The organism is [Roseibacterium] beibuensis (assembly GCF_039542305.1).
Classification (GTDB): domain Bacteria; phylum Pseudomonadota; class Alphaproteobacteria; order Rhodobacterales; family Rhodobacteraceae; genus Roseibacterium; species Roseibacterium beibuensis.
This window is the reverse complement of the sequence record NZ_BAABHW010000008.1, coordinates 1-18,235: the sequence shown is the minus strand read 5'-3', so window position 1 is coordinate 18,235 and position 18,235 is coordinate 1. Positions and strand designations below refer to the sequence as shown.

Sequence of the window (18,235 nt, the reverse complement as noted above, 5' to 3'; positions counted from 1 at the left end):
GAGCGCACCGCCAACCCGCTTCCCTGTGCTAGACCCATCTATCTCCATTCATGACCCTCTCGCTCGGTGCGACACCGGGCGCCAAGCGATTATTAGCTGAGTCGGGATGCCCAATAACTCTTTGCGGCGGCGGCAAGCCGATGCATATCCTCTGTTTCGGCGAAGGGCACCTGCACCACGAAGAAGTTCTGCCCTGGTGGTAGCTGCTGATTAGCAAGAACGCAGGCGAGATGACCCTTGCCCAAGAGCTTTTCGGCGCCGCCGACCCCGAGAACCATCCGTGAGCCAGTACTATTCTGCACCTTCAGGCAAAGGCGGTTACCCATGTTGTCCCTAAGCCGCCCTGGTACAGCCTCCGCGTCGGCGCGCTGTGTGATCAAGGTCAGGTGAATACCCGCTGCACGCGCCTTCATTCCGAGATTGGCCACGGAGGAGAGTACGACTTCCTGATACTCCTTCTCCTGTGCCATCCATGCGCCTAGCTCATCATGCACCAGAAAGATCCGTGACATCCGCTGCTGAGGCGTGACTTTGCGGTTGTATTCCGTGATGTTGGCGGCACCGACTGCGGCGAATTTGTCGTAGCGGGCGTCCATCTGGACCACGAGATCTTGGAGGATCGTCTGCGCGTCGCTCACCTCGGTGACAATCGGCACCTTCATCTGCGGAGCGCCTTCCAACCAAGTGAAGTCCACTCCCTTCTTCGGGTCAACCACGATCAGCTCGGCTTTTTCGGGATCGTTGAAGGCAATGAGCTGCAGCAGAATCCCTTGCGTCAGGATCCCCTTACCGCTGCCGGTCTCACCCGCGATCAGAGTGTGCGGACCGTGCGCGTCGTACCCAGCGAAGGACTCGGAAAGGTTCAAATACAACAACCGGTCCTCATCTTCACGCGCTCCGAGGATGAAGGAGGTGGCCTGGCCGGGGTCACGATCAGGCCAGTGGGCACTTAGCCAGGTCGAGGCAAGCGGTACGCGAGCCCTCGTCTCCCGCGTTACGAAGACTGAGATACGGCCGCGTCCGGGCCGTACATCTGCAACCTCGATGCCATATGTCGTCAGCAATTCGCTTGTGCGCTTCTCGATCTTGTCGACAGTCAGCGAGGGATGGCCGCGGAAAGCGATTAGCGCGCCGTTGGGCGTTAGCCTCGGCTTGGGGTCCGCAAACTCGGCCTGCATGCCAAAATGGCTTAGTGCACGCTGGGTTTCCATCGCCATTCGATCGGCCCAAGCGAGGGAATCAGCATCGGTGATCGCTCCGCCCTCGGTTGCCGCCATATCGCGTAGGACTTCGAAGACTGGAGGCGGTAGGAAACGCGGCGGCTCTGGCACCGGCTCCGCATTTGCTGCATCTTCTTGTGCTTCAACCGGTTCCGCACCGGTAGTATCGGCGGAGCCACCCGTCTCCGTCGTACTCCGCGTCACCTCCGGGTTTTCGTCCGACAGTTCCTCCGGGGCCGTGGAGCCTTCCTCTAGAACTACAGTGGTGTCCGCAAGCGGTTTCAGGCTAGGCTTCGGGGCATCGCCTTCACAATACCAGTCGATGTCGCCGAGACCTTCGCGCTGAGGAACCTCTCCGCCCACAGTGTGCTGCAGTGTCTGACGAATAGCCGGGGTGGTTAGAACATGGTGGCGAAGAAATGGTCGATCCGGATCCGCCTCGCACCGCCAGACCGGACCATGATCGTCGTGCAGGCACACCACGGCTTCGCCACTTATATGAAACGATACTTCGCCTGTGCTCAAGGCGTTGAAGAACGCGGCACGTTGGACGGGATTGGGAAGCCGCTCCGTCACCCCGTCCCGATTAACGAGGAGATCGGCCAATCTTGCGCAGGCCGCCGCCCGCGAGATGGCGTCATCGTTGTCGATGAACAGACGGACAAGACGGTCCACTGTGTCCTGGACCTGCTGTTGCGCTTCCCGGATCGTGGCTAGTTCGGACGTTTTCTCAACAAACTTTGCTTCGCCCACCTGCAGGAACACTCGGAACTTCGCATTGTCATAATCGATAGTGACGGCGATGGCATCGGCAACCCGCCCCTTCTCGGACATGAACCAGCCACGGTAATCGTCGAGAGAGATCCAGATTGGGTCGTCATCCACTGTGCTCTTCAGCGCACCCTCCATCCAAGCGCGCATCACGGCGAGGCCGATCATTTCACGTGAGGCGTTGGTGTATCGGGCCGCCGATAGGACCTTCTGGCCCGAGATCCGCAGCACGTCGCGGATGACTACCCCCGCGAGCTTCTCCGCATCCGGCGCTGTGATGCCGCAAGCATCGATGAGATCATCGCGGACGTTTCGCTTAAGCCGATCATCCACCTTGCCAGCGCTTACGATCACCCGGCCGTCCGCCCCCGGGACCGAGATGTCGCTGATAATCTGAACGCCGCTGCGCTCGAACAGGGTTCGGCTGGCCACCTTATCATAGGTGATCACCCATTCTGCCAATTGGTGTGCACGACGGATCAGATCGACCACCTTGGCGTCAGCAAATTGTGCCTGCCGGATGAGCACCCCGTGAAACCCGCCAGGCAAGAAGCCTTTCGCCAGTTCGTAGAGTAGGTCCTGGTACTGCCCTACAGCGCGAGGCGGCCTCGGTAGTGTGAGGTAGATTCCCACGCCTGAAGCATCGGTCTCAGTCATCCGGCGCCGAGGTCGCCGAGCCATGCCGGGATCAAAGGGGGCGGGAAGATCCTGTGAGCCGCCAGCCTCCTCCACCCAGACCGGATCGGCATGGTGGCTGATGACATCGTGCAGGAAGACCAAATCGAGTTCCCGCACCTCACTATCCACGCCTTCCGCGGCACGGTTTGAGCGCACATCGACCCGCAGCCTCGACAGAAACCCGCGCGCCGTCTCGCTAATATTCTCTGCTCCCAAGCGGAGGTTTTGATTTCGATATATTTTGCGCATGCGATCCTGATCACGGTGCGTGATTACGAGGTCGCAGCGCAGGTCTGACCTCCGTTGCAGACGCTTGGCCATCTCCCGCGCAACCTCGCGCGGCAGAGTCTGGCTTTCCGAGTCGAAGATTGCCGCCGAAAGGTTGGTAGCCTCATGGGGGTGAACCTCGAGGTACTGGTCGACGCCCTCCATGAACTTCACTGCAGCCGATGGCGCGGAAGCTTCGAGCGCCTCTTGGTTGCGGGCTACGCAGTCTGCAGGAACCATCAGGCTGTAACCGCCAAGATCCTCGACCGCGATCATCGTCATTTCGCGAGCAAAAACGACCTCGGGAAAAACCCAGCGGGAGCGAGCGAGCCTCCGCTCTTGAAAGGCACCGGAGAGATCGGCGCTGCGGGCCGGGCCGGACGTCAGTACGGCCTCCACAAAAGAGGAAAGCTCAATTATCTTCGCTCGCCGCTCGGCCAACCGAAGGGGGTGCCAAGCGGCCAGAATAGCCATATAATCGGCACCGTCGGAGGCCACCACGCCGATACCGGCGACAAGCGCACGAATATCCCGTCCCGCCCGGCCCGTGGTCGCGGGCAGACGACATGTGCGGCATAGGATTCCATAGGCCTCGGCCTGCTCTTCGAGGATGCTCGATGCGAAGGCCGCACCCGGGTTCTCCGACAATTGCTTCACCGCCCTACGATACGAAATGTCGAAGGCTTCGGTGGCCGCCATCACGGCCGTCGCGGTTTCGCTGTCCAGTGTTCGGTTACGTTCAAGCTCTTGCAGCCGTGAACGAAGATCTCCAAGCAGATCCTCCTGTGGCCGGACAACCAAATCGAAGGTGCGTCCCTGCTGGCCTTGGGCTACATCGCTGAAGGAATACCGGTCGTATAGGCTCGTAGAGGAGAGGCGCGTGTTCTCCCCGCTCGAGCGCGGCGCGAAGTTCAGCGGTCGGAACACGCTGTCGCCCGCCTCGGCCGCCTTGGCTAGGGCGTCGAGATCCTCGATCAGGGCGAGGCTGATAGGTTCATCCTTGGGTGACTTTCCGGGTTGCCACGTCGTCTTGACCCGGGGTGCCTGCTTGGGGGGATTGCGAAGACCGCCCAGGTCGGTCAAATCCTCGGCCTCTACCAGATACAGTTCAAGGTCGATCTTCCGCGCTTCGTTGCCGCCGGCATCCCCGGTACCCTGGTACTTCTCGGCTGCGGCCAAGTCCCAAACTACATTTGGCCCGAAGAGCGCCTTCAAGGCCCTCAGCTCAAAGTTGAACAGCCGATGAATATCTGGATCAAGCCCCTCCCAGAAGAGGGCCTTGTCGTGCTGTGTGGCACGAACGAGGACCCGCGGCTCAGTCATGTCCACCAGCGCCGCGTCGCCTGCAATTATGAGTGCCTCGAAACCCTCGGCAAAGGCAGACAAAAGATCGTGCCCAATGACCTCCTTTGAAAACAGTCGCTTCTGCCAAGGCTTGAAGAGCTTGACGTCACGGCCCAGGCGCTCCTGCCAACGATTAAAGAACTCCACTTCGACGTCGCGTGGCTCGCGTGGTGTGGTGTTGGTCAGGCTGTCGAGAAGGTCCCGATCTTCTTTGGTGACATCGTGGCCGTAGTTGCCTTCGATGAAGCGCAGGGTGCGCTTGCCGAGGCTTTCCGTAGAGGAACTCCGCTTGCCCCCAAACACGCTGGCCCCGACGCGTTCCCAGGAAACCTTGCGGCAGAACGCTTCCTGGCTTGGCCGCCACCCGCCAGGAAGGATCATATCTGCGTCGTCCAAGAGAGCTCGAACAGCGTCGAGAGCCTCAATCACCTCAGGCTCGTTGTCATGCTGGAACTCGTCCACCCGTGCACGCACAGCTACGACATCAACGCGCTCGTGCTTGGGCGTCATGAGAGTGGCGTAGACCCCGGCCTCGAGGCGGGCATCGCGAAATGCTGCAGAGAAGTCCCGCGCACGCGCCTTCGGGTTACCTTCCGGCTTGAAGGCTGGAAGCTTGACGATGCCGTCTTTTGGAATCCGTAGAGCCGGCATCGCATTCCTGATGCGAACATCGACTTTATAGGCAAAAGCCTGATCGACTATGGCACATATGAAATCGACCCACATTTGAAGGTCGAGGCACACTTCCCGTGCGTCGCGGAGTCCTTCGAGTGCGGCCCGAAGGTAGCTGTTCGCCTCTCCTGTCTCTCTCAGTTCCGCGACCCATGCCGGGATTTGGTCAATTATTCTGGGTTCGTCGATGCGGGAGATCGGGCCAAGTCCGGCGCCGATGCCCTCACGTTCGGCGTCAGGCGGCGCGAAGACGATGACTTCGGCGGCATCATTGTGGCGCCAATGGACAGCGGATTCCTCGGACAGATAATCCTCATCGACCTGCATACCCGGTGCGGCCTTGGGGTTCATCTTCAGAAGGACGCTCCTGCCATGTAAATCTTCAGGCTTGTTGCGAGCGATCCCCTCAAGCGCCTCGGCCTTCAAACCAGCGAGCATGAAGGTGACACGCTGCCCAGCCGCCGCGTTGTCTACGGCGCTCAGCACAATCCCCCAGACGACGCGAGCGATTAGATCGCCTCTCCTGGCGTCAGGGGCGGAAACCTCGGAAAGCTTTGTTGATAAATTCATCTCACAACCTGTATGGGTTCGTCACGAATGCACAGTCATCCGAAAGCCGTTGCGTCAGGGCGAGCCGGGTCATGCGCGCCTCGAGGGCGGCAAGGTTTGCTTCGTAGCGCTCGACATGGATACGCCCGAATGCATCTCGGGCCTCTTCGGGGCCGATAACCAGCCCATAGCGCCGGTAAAGTTGGGCCACGAAATCCCGCAACTCGATGGTGTGCGTGACATTGGCGAGAACGAGGGAAAATAGCATCCCATCATCGAGGGCGAACCACGGCCCAACCCGTTGTCGCGACGTCGCCAGTCCTGACGCCTTTGCTAGCGGCAACAGGTACTTGTAGGTATTATTCTTGTCGCGTTGCATCGCATGGTCGATGAATGCTTCTAGTTGTTGCGCAGGTGTCGCAGCGTTTCCGCGATGGTCATCGCCCTTGGTGAAGCCAAATCTCTCCTTCAATGCTTGCTTGGCGAGTCCAGGATCGCTGCGCTCTAGCGCCATCTTCCAACGATCGCAGTCCCCAAGCACTCGCTCCACAAAGGCGCGTACCGCACGATTGGCGACATCCCGGTGCAGGTTGAGGTGGACCTTGGCCTCCTCGCGCAGCTGCTGGTTGCCTCCATCGGTAAGATCGGCAACGATCGGTATTGCTTTTGGTGCCCCAACCTCTTCCTGTGCCCGCTCCGCCAGATAGACGACGATGTTGAGCCCGGTGATACGGAAAAGAGGCTCGAAAAGGTGGCCCTCCGGCAAGCGATTGCACATCAGGATGTTAAGCCAGTCTTCGGCGAGACGATCATAGGCGGACAGGGTCAGGTGCGGGAGATATCCGATCTGGGTGTTGGACGCGCCGGTGTCTGCCGGGTCTGACAAGGCTTGTGCGATCCGATTGATCGGGTCGTTTTCGGAGAGAAGCCGCTCTTGGACCAACCGCTTCAGCTCGACTGCGAAAGATGAGCGGTTCAGCATCAAATATACAAGCTCGCCACCTCGGCCGAAGAAGCGACGGTCAGCCGTCCAGCCGCCGCGGGCCTCTCGCATGTCCGTGCAGATCATGTCCGGTCCGGTCACCGCGAGGAAGCGCGACGTCCACCGTCGGTTGTGCATCACATCAAGCTCACGCGACTGCAGCAGCCGGACTGCTTGGTGCAGAGCGTTGATATCCATTGAAAACCGTTCGTTTAGGTAGGCGAAGGCATCGTGCGAGGCCCCCGCACCGAGCTCGCGTTGTCCTTCACCGAACTGCGCGTTGACCCGTTTTTTCCATTCGTGCCACTTTTCGTGGTCAGGGATGGAACTGTCCTCGACAACCTGTTCAAGATGCCGATCCTGAAACAGCAAGAACCGCATCTTGCGGCGGTGAGGTAGAGCATAGTGGAATGCTTCATGTGCGTCCGGCTTGGGCAGGACGCTGCCTAGAGGTCTATCCGCGCAGACCGCTAGGGTCTCGAGGACAATCATGAACGGCTCCTGCTCCTGCATGAAGCGGTGACCGTGAATAAGCTCCTGCACACGCATGTCGGAACTGTCGAGGACGTTCGGGGGGGGCGGCAGTCTGCTAGTGGACATGATGTTCATCACCAGGCATCTCCCTCTGCCATGATTGCGATCGCATGCTCTTGCAGGTTGCCGTCCAACATCCGGACCTCCTTGGGCATCGGAGCTGCTCCGTCGAACTCGAACGCATGTCGGACTTCCGTGGCCACCTGCAACTGGAAGCGCTCGACCTCCCGCTGGCATTCCGAGGAAAAGCTGGCCGGTAGAGCACCATCGGCAATCCGAAGCAAGCACTCTACCAGGGTTGGTCGAAGCGCCAGGTCCACCGCCCGATCCACCCGCCCTCGGGTTACGACTCGAATTACCGGCGGTCGGCCGTTGTCGGAAGGACCGACGCGGTGGTTGCCCGACACAAGGAAGGACATCGTGCTAATGCCGCCAGTGCGAGGATGACCGGCATGCTGCACTAGCAGCGGGATTTCACTGCCCAGATAGACACCGGGTGGCGCTGTTATCCAAAGGCGATCGTCTGTGATCGTCATCTCACCGGTCATCATGCGGTTCAGTCCGCGCAGCAACTGGCGAGCAATCTGCTGTGGCATGCCCGAGCCGAGGAGGCCATCGACCATCGCGACGTAGTCGACGCCATGCTTGAAGACAGACAGATTCCACGGGCTGCGGTGTGGGTTGGTACGGACCTCGGCACTCTGCGGATCGAGCGAAAAGAACAGCCGCCGCCGCTGATCGACAATGGCGCGCTGAAGATCGGCTGAATGGCGGGAAGGGTCACCCCGGTACATGTCTCGAATCGACGCGAAGATGCGCTCTCCGTACCACGGACAGTCAGGCAAGCTTTCGTCGCCCCACAACAGCCCGTGATCGAAGACGTTGTTGGTTTCAAACCCCACCTGATACTCGCTGAGGACTGTGAAGGCGCCATATTGCCGGCGCTCGCGCTCGGTCAGGTTCACCCCAAAGGCATTGGCGAAGGGATTTGTCGAACCATAGTCGTTCTCCCGCGCCCGTCGCTGCGCCTTCTGACAAGTCAACAGGGTCGAACCGGCTCGTGCGTCTCCGAGCAGGATATTGACCGTGAGCAAGATTAGCTGACGAATCGACAGATGTCGTCCATCGGCGGCGGCCATGCGGATCATGTCCTTGAGCCGGGCACGCATTGATGCCGGATCGTTCCGGAGAAGGATGTCGCGGTTGCAGCGGATTGGACAGGGATTGTCCTTGTCGGCAAGCGCCGGACAGCCCTCGCACCCTCGCCATCCATCGTGGGCCACCACGCCGTCGACGATCTGATCCACAAGGTGGCGATGGGACTGCCGCGACATGTTGACGAGCAAGAAGTGTCCGTTCGGATCTTCGCGGGCGTCGGTGCGCAGCATCTCCGCGAAACGGTCGTGAAGCTCCGCTTCCCCACGATCTCGGAAGAACTTCAGCAGATGACCATCGTTGACACATATAATGAAGACTTCGGTGCTCTCGCCGGTCAGCGTAGCCATGATGTCGGGAAATATGCGGTTCTTCTCAGCTTCGTTGATCTCGCTGAGATCCTTAATGAAGAGAGCCGATCGGCCGGACGGCAAGGGTTTAGGCAGGGTATAGATCTTTTGTGTGTTGGACCAAACGCGAGCCTCGCCGGACAGCGCTTCGGCCACCTTCCGAGCAGTGTACGTTTTGCCATCCCCAGCCGTCCCGGTAAGGATCACACATTTTGGCGTGGCGGACTGCAGAAGCCCGATCAACTCGGCAGTGAGGGGCTGGTCAATTTCAAGGGCCGCACAGCCGGTCCTCTTGGCGGCCTCAACCACAAACTCATCGTAGAGATTATTCGAGGACGCTTGAGGGCCGTAGGAGGCCAGGAAATCGACGAGGGGGTTGCTGTTCATCCTAGCCTCACAAGTGGCAGATGGCGCATCCGTCTTCCGGCTCGCCTGTTGGGGTCGCATAGCGCTCGCGAAGCTTTTCCAGCTCTTCCAGCGAGCGGGTCTGAGACCAAGTAAAGCGCCGCCCGTTCGCCTTGGTCACCTCGTAGGTCTTGGCCGCCTCGAAGAGCTCAGGGTGACGTTCTTTCAGCCCCTGCCACTCTCCGACTTGCTGATAAAAACAGAAGTAGCAGCCCGACCGCGACCGCCAATCGTAGTAGGGCGGCAGCCCGAGACCGCTGCCCAGCAGCAAGTCGCGAACCTCGTCGAGGCCGAAGCCGATGTCCTTGAGCGGATAGACCGGCAAGATGTTGTTGCGGTTGGACAGCACTACCGGCTTGGCGCGTCCTGTTTCGGGCCGCACTTCGTCGTCTTCAGGTGAGGGTCCGGCAGAGGCGCCGCGAAAGCCTTCCCTGTTCTCGTCAGCACGAATGCCGATGTAGCTAAATGCATCGTCGCCGCCGACGAAATGCTCGAACGGCTTGATCTTAAGCATGCGAGTGCACCAGCGCGCCTGCGGGTTAGGGAGGAAACCCGAATAGACTTCGTTCAGCAAGACATCGAAGGGCGACCGGCGCCCACCTTTTGAGCGCACCTGCAGCTCGGGTAAATCGAGGGCAGTAAGCCGGTTGATTTCGACTCCGAAGATCGCCTCGAACCGGCGCAGATAGCTGTAGGTCTCGGGCAGCTCTGCCCCGGTGTCTGTGAACACGAACTCCAACGGCAGGTCGCTGTGCCGTTCGAGCATATACACCGCCAGCGCGGTGGAGTCCTTGCCCCCACTCAGCGGGATGATATGGCGCCGTGACCGGTCCTGCACCGCATCGGAAAGACTAGTTGGCGTCATGACGTTCCCCTGTATATCTCATCCAAGTATTTGATCAGACGCGCACGACCGATTTTTGCATCGTAAACATCAAAAATTGTCGCCAGCTTGTTGCGCAAAAAAGGCTCGAATGCGTCGCTGCCGTCCGCGCGCTCAAGCACCGCTTCTTCAATCCGCACAAGTGCCTCCTCGAGCCGAGCGCGAAAGAGGTCAGCCGTCCGGTCATCCCATGCTTCGAAGCCCTCTCCGCATAGAATGCCGCTCAACTGAGTTACGAAACCTCGCGCGCCCCTGGGGGAGTTGCTGGAGCTGCGCGCACGTGCGAGTACGCCCCTAGCTTCATGATCAAGGGCGCGCACCTCTTCGTCTCCCAGTGGAACGCAGGCCGCCCACTCCGAGGCCGCATCGAGAAGAGAGCGCGGGCTGCCCCTGAGCCGGCGGCTAAAAATCGCTGCAGCGACGTCAATTGCTTGGTCAGCAAAGGCCGATGATACACCTTCGATCTGGCGTACAGCTGTAGCAAATACTTCAATCGTCTCTGCGTTCAGGGCTGGCTCTCCGAGCACCTGCGGCAGTTCTCGGAATAGGAAGTTGACGGGGTCGAAAGACTTCTTGCGCAAGAGAGGCTGGAGCAGATCCGCATTCTCGCCCAAGCCTTTTGTGCTGAGGGCCGTAGGCGGAAGTCCACTTCGCCATTCCAGTAAGGCATCGTAAAGCCCTCGCAGCAGGTCTGGCTCCTGCGGGTCAAGGTCTCCGACTAGACACCGGATCATCTTCTTGAGATTGCTTGATTGCCCTGACGTCAGAGTCGGCACTTCCAGTTCGAACCGCTTTGGTTCCTCGCACATCTTTTCAATCAGGCTTGGCTGGATGTCGTCCACATACCTCGCGCGGCCATCGACGAGTTCCCGCAACGCCAACGCTCTTCCGAACGCAATCATACCTGCCGTCAACAGGAGTGGCAGCACACCTTCCCGCAGCCCGATTGGTGGGGCTGTCAGCCGGTCGATGAGGTCCTCTACACTCTTGAGTCGTTCAGATGGTTGGGCAAAGAATCCCTCGATCTCTGACCATACATGCCTCATCGAGAGATCATCTAATTCGGAAGGCATCCGCCACCGCCAAGCGCCGTTGATGCAGCCATAGAGGCCGGTGTGCTCGAAGACCGTGCGGTAGATCGAGGCGTCGGCGGATGTGGCGCCTTCGTAGCCGAGCGCACGGATACCAGTGCGTTCGATGATCGCAAGCATGCAGCGTTTGCGGGCCGAGCGAGTTACTGCCGAGACTCTGCGCCGGACAACCTGCTCGTTGGCGATCCGCGGAGTATAGGGGAAGCGCTCCTCGAACAGGCGCGAAAGGATCTCGCCTGACGTGCCGCTCTCGGCGAACCTGTGAATCGCCGGCCCAGACAACCAGACAACTTCGCCACGGTCGGGGTTCATCAGGCGTTCGAGGCTCTGACGCAGTGCTGCCTCGGCCTCGGACTTCAGTTCCTGAAGCTCGCGCTCCACTAGCGGGTCGGTGGCAAGAAGCTCGTGGCGGTCTAACAGCGCCTCCATTGCGAGGAGGTCAGCGAGAATTGGGCCAACCTCGGCGGAACGGCGGGGCAGTGCCAAGATTAGGTGGGGCGGAAGGGCGCGGGCAAGCTCCATGAGGTCCGACCGGTCTGCAGTAGCGTCGATGACTAGCGCCACAAGCGCATCCTCGCCATCGGCATGAGCCCGGAGTACCTCCAAGCCTGGAGCCGAGATCAGGTCGCCTTCGCGCACGAAGCGGGCCCGAGCGAAGCGGGTAATACCTCGGGCGTGGTTGTAAGGTGGCGCAGTATAGGCATCTGGCGGGAACATCCGTTCCAGCGACTCCACCGGGTCGCTTTCCATCGCCAATCGAGTGGCCTCCTCAGCGACCATCTGACCAAGGTCGATGTCAGCGCCATGCCAGACCGAAATGTCGTCTACCCTGCGGCGATGGAGGAGCAGTTTGCGCGCCACCAGCGCTTCGATTGCGGCATCGACGGCCTCTGACGTCGTTGGGCTACCCTCCGCCACAGCATAGACCAGCCGCGCGTGCGGCAGCTTCAGCCGCTCCGCGCTGCGGCCAAGTTGCAGTAACGCCGCGGTCTTTATCACCCTCCGTTCTAGATCTGTTTCGGCGCGTGACAGCGCTGTCTCTGTCTCGACAAAGCGGCGGTGGGTGCCACCTGGTCCTGTGTCGGAGCGCATCGCGGGGGCGAAGAAGTCGTAGAGCGCATCAACGCCTAGAGCTGTCCCAGGCTCGGCCGCCGCCACCACATCAGCAAGGTAGCGGAACATCGTCCGTTCGGCCTGAGCCACCTGCGCGGCGAGGCTTGGCAGAATCTGAAGCGCTGCCGGTGTCAGCGGCGCAGTGCGGGAGAGGATGTCGGACAGCCTTGCGTCGTCGGTAATATCGGCAAAGAAGCCAGCGGCTCGGGCGCGGGCAATGGCAGCTGCATCAGGCGTGTCGCGCCGCTCGTCAAGCGCCTCAGCCAGCATCTCCATCGCGTCGACGCCATCGTCGATCAAGCTGAGCGTTTCAAATCGCCCCTCGATCTTTCTCCACGCTGATTGTGCCGTGTCCGATGCACGTCGGGTGTAATGGTAGACCCCTTGGTGCATGAGGGTTGTCAGCGTCACCCGAGGCTCGGTCCGTCGCACCGCCCATTCCGCCAGATCCTGCACCGCCAGCAGGTCCTCTGGACGGCCCTCGCGCACAAGGGTTTCGAGATGCTGGCCGAACTCGTCCCAAACGATAGCGATCTGCGCCATGCCGTTCCGGCGGGCAAGGCGGAGGATTGCCGCAAGAACCTTGGAGAGCGGGCCTGCTTCCACTTCCGCCCGCTCGGCAAGCTCCGCAGCTAGGTCGGGGCAGGCGCCATGCAGCAGCAGGAGTAGCGTCGACCCGTGGGTCTCGACTGAGCCCAAAGCCGGGTCAACTGCAGCGATGCGCGCGCGCAGTTGCCGGGCCATAGTCGGATCGCCAGCAAGAAGGGTGATCCCCGCAAGCGCGGCAAGCGATTTTCCCGCGCCATAGGGTGCGACCACATTAGTGGCCGAGCTCCGTTCAAGTCCGCAGACAGCGCGTACCACCTGTAGGGTCTTGCGCGTGGGACGGTATGCGGCGATCACCTCTGCCCGCGCGCGGTCATCCGCGATGTTGATTGAGCGCAAGAGGTTCATGCCGCCTCCCGGGCTGCGCCAACGCGGTCATAGAAGCGCCGCGCCCAGGTCGCGGCAGCCGCACTCGGCAGCGAAACATAGCGTTCTCCGGCCAGTGTCCGCACCCGCAGTACCTCGGGCCCCAGTTCCCGTTCACTTGCTGCGGCAATATCCAAGAGCGCTTCGCGTGACCGACCCAACATCGCCCCAGCCCGTGTCATCGGCGCGCTGCCGATCGTGATGTCCTGCAAAATCCCCTCACGCAAAGTGGCGGAGGGTTGGCTCATCCCGAGCGCCGAAAGGACGAGCCCAAGTGCCTCCGGCGGGATGGGCGTCGTTTCCGATCGCTCGAAACGGTCCGTCCCGTAGAGATGTCGCCACAGATCAAGCCGGTGAAATGGTGAACCTAGATTGTCTTCTGGATCACTACGCGAACGTGGCACCGGTACGGCGTAGGCCTGCATCACAGCAGCGACCTCGCGTTGCACCGTCTTTACAGCTGGTGCCTTTCCTCGTTTCGGCGAGAGATCGCGCATCAGTGCCTCAGCCAATACTGTCCGGTTGCAGCGCTCTGGTCGACGCGGCGAGAAAAACCAAGGCAGCGACGTCTCGGCTCCACAAGTCATTGCGCTGGCATGCACCAGCCACCAAGTACCCAGCCGAACCATGTAAGGATCATACTCTGCCAATATGGCGCCGAGGGGCGTGGGCTCTAGCGGACTGTTCCTGCTCGACCGTGTCGCGAGGCCCGTCGCATGCAACCACCAGCCAATTGATTTAGCCATGTTGCGCCCGACTCCAAGCTGGTCCGCTGTCTCGGGTGCCGAAAACACGCCTATACCGCCTGCTCGCAGGTGAAGGAGGCCCTTCGTCAACCAGCCTGGCCTCGGATAGAAGGTTTCATGTCCGCCAAGCTTCATACAAGCCCACCCATCATCTCCCGAAGAAACAGCGCCTCTTCCACCATTGTTTGTGCTGCGAAGTCGACGTCATCTTCTTTTGTGTCAACGGCAAAAGCTATTCGGAGGCTTGAATAGGCATCGTCTCTTGACAGGCCCATCGCAAGTAGTGTGCGTGACGGCTCTGGCTGCCCCGAGGAGCATGCCGAAACCTGCGAGCAAATGATGCCACGCGCCTCGAGGCGAGCCACAAGTGCCATGCCATCCACACCCTGAATCGTAAGACTAGCAGTGTTAGGAACCCGCTGCGTATCCGAGCCATTCACACGGACGTCGGGGATTGCAGCAATAACTTGCTTCTCAAAGCTGTCGCGCAGTCTGCCCATGCGAGCAATAGCGCTCTCTAGGTTCCGCTTTCGGAGTTCGCACGCGACGCCGAGACCAACGATACCTGATACGTTTAATGTACCGCCTCGCAAACCACGCTCTTGCCCGCCACCTATTAAAACCTCTACTTGCGGCACTGTTCCCGGCTGTATCAAAATTCCAATACCCTTCGGCCCGTGCAGCTTGTGACCTGAAAAAGTAAAATAAGATACGCTATCCGCTTCAAAAACAACCCGCCCCACCGCTTGTGAGGCGTCAATCAGACAAACGGCGCAATATTTGTGTGCCATGAGCTTGATTGCAGTCAGATCCTGAAGAACACCCGTTTCGCCATTGGCCCAAGCGAAAGCTATCAGTTTAGGCCCGCTAACGGCCTCTAGAACTGACTCAAGTGCATCCAGTCGCCAGCGCCCGGATTTGTCCAGAGGAACTGTTCTGACTTTCTGTGGCATGTGTCGAAAATAAAATCCTGCCACAGCTGGGTGCTCTGCCGTCGAGGTAATAAGCGTCGCTCCGAGTGTCGCGTGATAACGCAACACTGCCTCGTTAGCTTCAGTAGCACCGGAAGTAAAAACCACTTGCTCTGCACGCACTCCGAGCAGTCGTGCCACTTGTTCACGGGATAACGCCACTGTCCGTGCTGCGGCCTGTCCAAATCCGTGCGGGCTCGACGGATTAGCCCAGTCACTTTCGAGCGACCGAGTTACGGCGGCTACGACCTCTGGGAATGGTCGAGTAGTAGCGTTATTGTCGAGGTAGACTATTTGGGAATGCATCTGTTTAACTAACGTCTCTCATCACTTCGGCCGGATTCAAAAGCACAATCTGCTGATCGTGCGGCTTCCGTACTGAAGGATCGGTATCTAGGCCAAGCCGCTTCAGCGCGTAATACAATAGCGCGCGTCTTACCTTGATCTTCGCCTTGCCGCCGCGCATGCCGTAGTCCAGAGCGATGACCTTCGCCTGCGTATCCGAGAGGTCGGGGTGAGGGGCGATCTCCAGCGTTACCTCGGCGTGCCAATCATTGTCGTCGACGGCCGACGTGTCGGTGCCCCGCGAACCGCGGATCTTGAGCATTCGGGACAGCAGGAAATCCTTGAAACAATTGTCAGCAAAACAGAACGCTCGCGTGTGCCAGCGGAAGCCGTCGAAGGCTATTGCGTGAGGCGCGATCCAGCGCCAGCTTGGCTCCGGGTGGGACAGGGATTGGTATCTCACCTCGATTGCTTCGGACCGGCGGATGGCTCCTACGACAGAACGAAGCGTCAACGGATCGACCCCGCGCACAGGCATAGGGGCAGATGCGTACGGCGGGAGGTTGGCAATCCAGGAGTCCTCGCGGTCGAGGACTCCGTCGGCGAGCGAGCGTAGCTGCGCTAAGTAGCGGCTGGCCTTGGGCTCCAGGAACCGAGCTTCGAAGTTCGAGCCACGTACATATGTCCGCGCGCTCTTGTCGTAGACCATGTTGCCGGGTGCGAAGCCGATGTAGCGGTTCAGGTCGGTGGACGCTTGGTTCACCGATACCCCGAACTGATCCATCAGATCACTGCGATTCACATGCCCCTCCCAGAACAAGCGGAACTCTATGAACTCGAGGCGTTGCTCGACGCCCCAGCGCAGTTCCGACTCGGCATTAGTCATCATGGTCTCCCGGCCCAATCAGTGCGAACGGAAACTATGCACACCCACTTTATGGGCCTACGAAAACCCTATCCACATGAGTGGACACAATCAATGGCTTTTGTCTTCGAAACACAGATCATCATCGTGAGGTCAAATGACCAGTGACCCCTCGTAGTAGGCTTCCACCTCGATTTCCCCGCGAGGGGAAAAGGGGGCTCATGCCCCCTTCTCGAACTTCATGACCGGGATGCCGAGCTTCTTGGCTTTGTCGGCGAGGTTTTCCTGGATGCCATTGCCCGGGAAGACGAGGACACCCACCGGCAGCACATCGAGCATGGCGTCGTTGCGCTTGAATGGGGCGGCCTTGGCATGCTTGGTCCAGTCGGGCTTGAAGGCGACCTGCGTCACGCCCCTCGCCTCGGCCCATTTGGCGGCGATGAGTTCCGCGCCTTTCGGGCTTCCTCCGTGCAGAAGGACCATATCGGGATACTTGGTCCGGACCTGGTCGAGCTTTCCCCAGATCAGGCGGTGATCGTTGAAGTCGGTCCCACCGGTGAGGGCGACCTTGGGGCCTGCGGGCAACATCACCTCGGTCTCCGCGCGGCGCTTGGCGGCCAGAAAGTCGCGGCTGTCGATCAGCGCCGCGGTCAAATGCTGGCGGTTCACCATCGAGCCGGTGCGGGGGCGCCAGGTCGAGCCCGTGTGATGGACGAACTCGGTCGCGGCGTGATCGCGCATCATGTCCATGCAGTTCCGACGTTCGATCAGCGTCAGGCCTTCGGCCGTCAGGCGCTCGAGTTCGGTGGATTTCACCTCGGAGCCGTCCTGCTCGCGCTGCAGGCGGCGCTGCGCCTGTTCGTTTTCATCGAGCGACCGCTCGATCCGGGCCGTCGCGCGGTGGAAGAGGTTGACCTGGCCCCAGAGCACCTCTTCGAGGTCGGGTTCCATGCGGGTGTCTTCCAGGGTCGCGACGAGGGCGTCGAAGATGTCGGCGACGGCGACAGCGAGGCGCTGCCCATCGGGCATGGGGCGCGGATCGGGCTCGTCAAAGGGGCGGTAGCCATAGAGCTGCAGCTCGTCGAGCGCATGGGCGGTCTGGGATGCGGTGTGGGCGGGTTCATACGCGTCGTCATGGGTGTGGATCATCATCGGTTCTTGCCTCCGGGCCAGTCTCGTCCGCGCGACAACCCGCGCGGCCTTCATGGGCTGCGGAAGCCGTCACGGGGGACGCCCCTTCACCCCGCCTTCGGGGCCGGAACGCATGTGGAGGAGGACGGGGGGCGGCTGATTTGTTTCGCGATGCAAAGGCGGCTCTGCCGCCGGCGGAAATCAGTCGCCCCCCGTCCTTGAAGGGGCGGCCCCTTTGACGGCCGCCTGCCCATCTCTTGAAGGCCGTGTGGGTGACGGGTGGATGAGATTGCCCGGGAAGAGGCAAAAGGCGACAATCCACAGCCATGACAGGGATCCGTGACCCCTGCCCCGCTGTCCCCTGACCGCCCCTTGCGCGATGCAAGTCAGCCCAACAGGCGTTGCCGATCCTCGGGCCCGATCTGCCCTGCCAGATGCTGGCGCAGCGCTTCCTTGCCGTACGCCCGGAGATCATCATTGAAATCCCCGAGCCGCGGTTCAAGAACCCGCACGGCAATCCCGACCTCGGTTACTCTGGCGCTCAACTTCTCTGCCGCGCGTTGCCCGGCCGGATCGCGGTCGATGGCGATGTAGAGGCGCTGCACCGCCTCCGGCAGCAGGACCGCTCCGAGGTGACCTGACGAGAGTGCCGCCCAGACGGGAAGGCCGGGCACTGCCTCGACCAGGGACAGCATGGTCTCGATGCCTTCGCCGACCACAAGGATGTCGTCACACGGGGTCAGCCTGACGGCATTGCCGAGGAGGTGACCCATGGCACGCCGCTGCGTCTCGACAGCCGCCTTCCCCTGTCCGTCAGGCGCAAGCCAGGTGCGATGCACGCCCTGCAAGGCCCCTGCCCCATCGGTAACTGCAGCGATCAGCGCCGGTCTGGGGATGCTGCGGCTCTGGCCTTCATCCCGATGCCAGCACTTCGGGTGGAAGCGAAGCGCACTGATCATGCCGCCTTGGGAGATGCCCCGGGAGCGGAGGTAGGTGTCGGCAAGCGTGCCTGCGACCGGCACCGAGGCTGCGAAAAGGCGCGCCGCCGCCGCTGGTGTGCCACCAGGGGCTTTGGCCTTCTTTGGCACTGGCGCATCCGGGAGGACCGGCTGCGGACGGCCCAAATGCGCTCGGGCCTCGGCCAGAAGATCGGGAAAGCGGGAGATCCCAGTCCGCTCGCGGATGATATCGAGAAGATCGCCATGCTCGCCCGTGGCACCATCCGTATTATGTGGAATTCCACATAATACG

Annotated in this window: 10 protein-coding genes; all 10 read right to left on the bottom strand. The window is 60.7% G+C overall.

The window, feature by feature from the left end; translation table 11 throughout:
* Positions 1–92: 92 nt before the first annotated feature.
* Positions 93–5,522 carry an FtsK/SpoIIIE domain-containing protein gene (locus ABD923_RS18370; RefSeq protein ID WP_259555073.1) on the bottom strand — a complete coding sequence of 1,810 codons (5,430 nt, stop codon included), beginning with the start codon at positions 5,520–5,522 and terminating at the stop codon, positions 93–95.
* Position 5,523: 1 nt separating this feature from the next.
* The gene (locus tag ABD923_RS18365) at positions 5,524–7,095 is read right to left on the bottom strand and encodes a hypothetical protein (protein ID WP_345229569.1); all 1,572 of its coding nucleotides are present in this window, start codon (positions 7,093–7,095) and stop codon (positions 5,524–5,526) included.
* On the bottom strand, positions 7,092–8,909 hold the full coding sequence (locus ABD923_RS18360) for an ATP-binding protein (RefSeq protein WP_132952020.1): 1,818 nt from the start codon (positions 8,907–8,909) through the stop codon (positions 7,092–7,094). Before ABD923_RS18360 ends, ABD923_RS18365 begins: the two co-directional genes overlap by 4 nt.
* Positions 8,910–8,916: 7 nt before the next feature.
* Positions 8,917–9,792, bottom strand: a complete 876-nt coding sequence (locus ABD923_RS18355) for a phosphoadenosine phosphosulfate reductase family protein (RefSeq protein ID WP_259555074.1) — start codon at positions 9,790–9,792, stop codon at positions 8,917–8,919.
* Entirely contained in the window at positions 9,789–12,968 is a 3,180-nt protein-coding gene (locus ABD923_RS18350) for a hypothetical protein (RefSeq protein ID WP_132952016.1), read from the bottom strand. The genes ABD923_RS18355 and ABD923_RS18350 overlap by 4 nt, the downstream gene beginning before the upstream one ends.
* The gene (locus tag ABD923_RS18345) at positions 12,965–13,867 is read right to left on the bottom strand and encodes a DUF4007 family protein (RefSeq protein ID WP_259555075.1); all 903 of its coding nucleotides are present in this window, start codon (positions 13,865–13,867) and stop codon (positions 12,965–12,967) included. Before ABD923_RS18345 ends, ABD923_RS18350 begins: the two co-directional genes overlap by 4 nt.
* Positions 13,864–15,009 carry a cysteine desulfurase family protein gene (locus ABD923_RS18340; RefSeq protein WP_259555076.1) on the bottom strand — a complete coding sequence of 382 codons (1,146 nt, stop codon included), beginning with the start codon at positions 15,007–15,009 and terminating at the stop codon, positions 13,864–13,866. Before ABD923_RS18340 ends, ABD923_RS18345 begins: the two co-directional genes overlap by 4 nt.
* A gap of 4 nt (positions 15,010–15,013) precedes the next feature.
* Entirely contained in the window at positions 15,014–15,874 is an 861-nt protein-coding gene (locus ABD923_RS18335) for a BrxR family helix-turn-helix transcriptional regulator (RefSeq protein ID WP_259555077.1), read from the bottom strand.
* Between the two features lie 198 nt (positions 15,875–16,072).
* On the bottom strand, positions 16,073–17,005 hold the full coding sequence (locus ABD923_RS18330) for a DUF2493 domain-containing protein (protein ID WP_259555078.1): 933 nt from the start codon (positions 17,003–17,005) through the stop codon (positions 16,073–16,075).
* A 365-nt stretch (positions 17,006–17,370) separates the two neighbouring features.
* A complete protein-coding gene (locus ABD923_RS18325) occupies positions 17,371–18,222 on the bottom strand; it encodes a DUF7146 domain-containing protein (RefSeq protein WP_259555087.1) in 852 nt (283 codons plus the stop codon).
* Positions 18,223–18,235 lie beyond the last annotated feature (13 nt).

Bases quoted from the DNA above. Each gene is read 5' to 3' on its own strand.
- ABD923_RS18370 (WP_259555073.1), bottom strand. From the start codon at position 5,522: ATGAATTTATCAACAAAGCTTTCCGAGGTTTCCGCCCCTGACGCCAGG.
- ABD923_RS18360 (WP_132952020.1), bottom strand. From the start codon at position 8,909: ATGAACAGCAACCCCCTCGTCGATTTCCTGGCCTCCTACGGCCCTCAA.
- ABD923_RS18355 (WP_259555074.1), bottom strand. From the start codon at position 9,792: ATGACGCCAACTAGTCTTTCCGATGCGGTGCAGGACCGGTCACGGCGC.
- ABD923_RS18350 (WP_132952016.1), bottom strand. From the start codon at position 12,968: ATGAACCTCTTGCGCTCAATCAACATCGCGGATGACCGCGCGCGGGCA.
- ABD923_RS18345 (WP_259555075.1), bottom strand. From the start codon at position 13,867: ATGAAGCTTGGCGGACATGAAACCTTCTATCCGAGGCCAGGCTGGTTG.
- ABD923_RS18340 (WP_259555076.1), bottom strand. From the start codon at position 15,009: ATGCATTCCCAAATAGTCTACCTCGACAATAACGCTACTACTCGACCA.
- ABD923_RS18335 (WP_259555077.1), bottom strand. From the start codon at position 15,874: ATGACTAATGCCGAGTCGGAACTGCGCTGGGGCGTCGAGCAACGCCTC.
- ABD923_RS18330 (WP_259555078.1), bottom strand. From the start codon at position 17,005: ATGATGATCCACACCCATGACGACGCGTATGAACCCGCCCACACCGCA.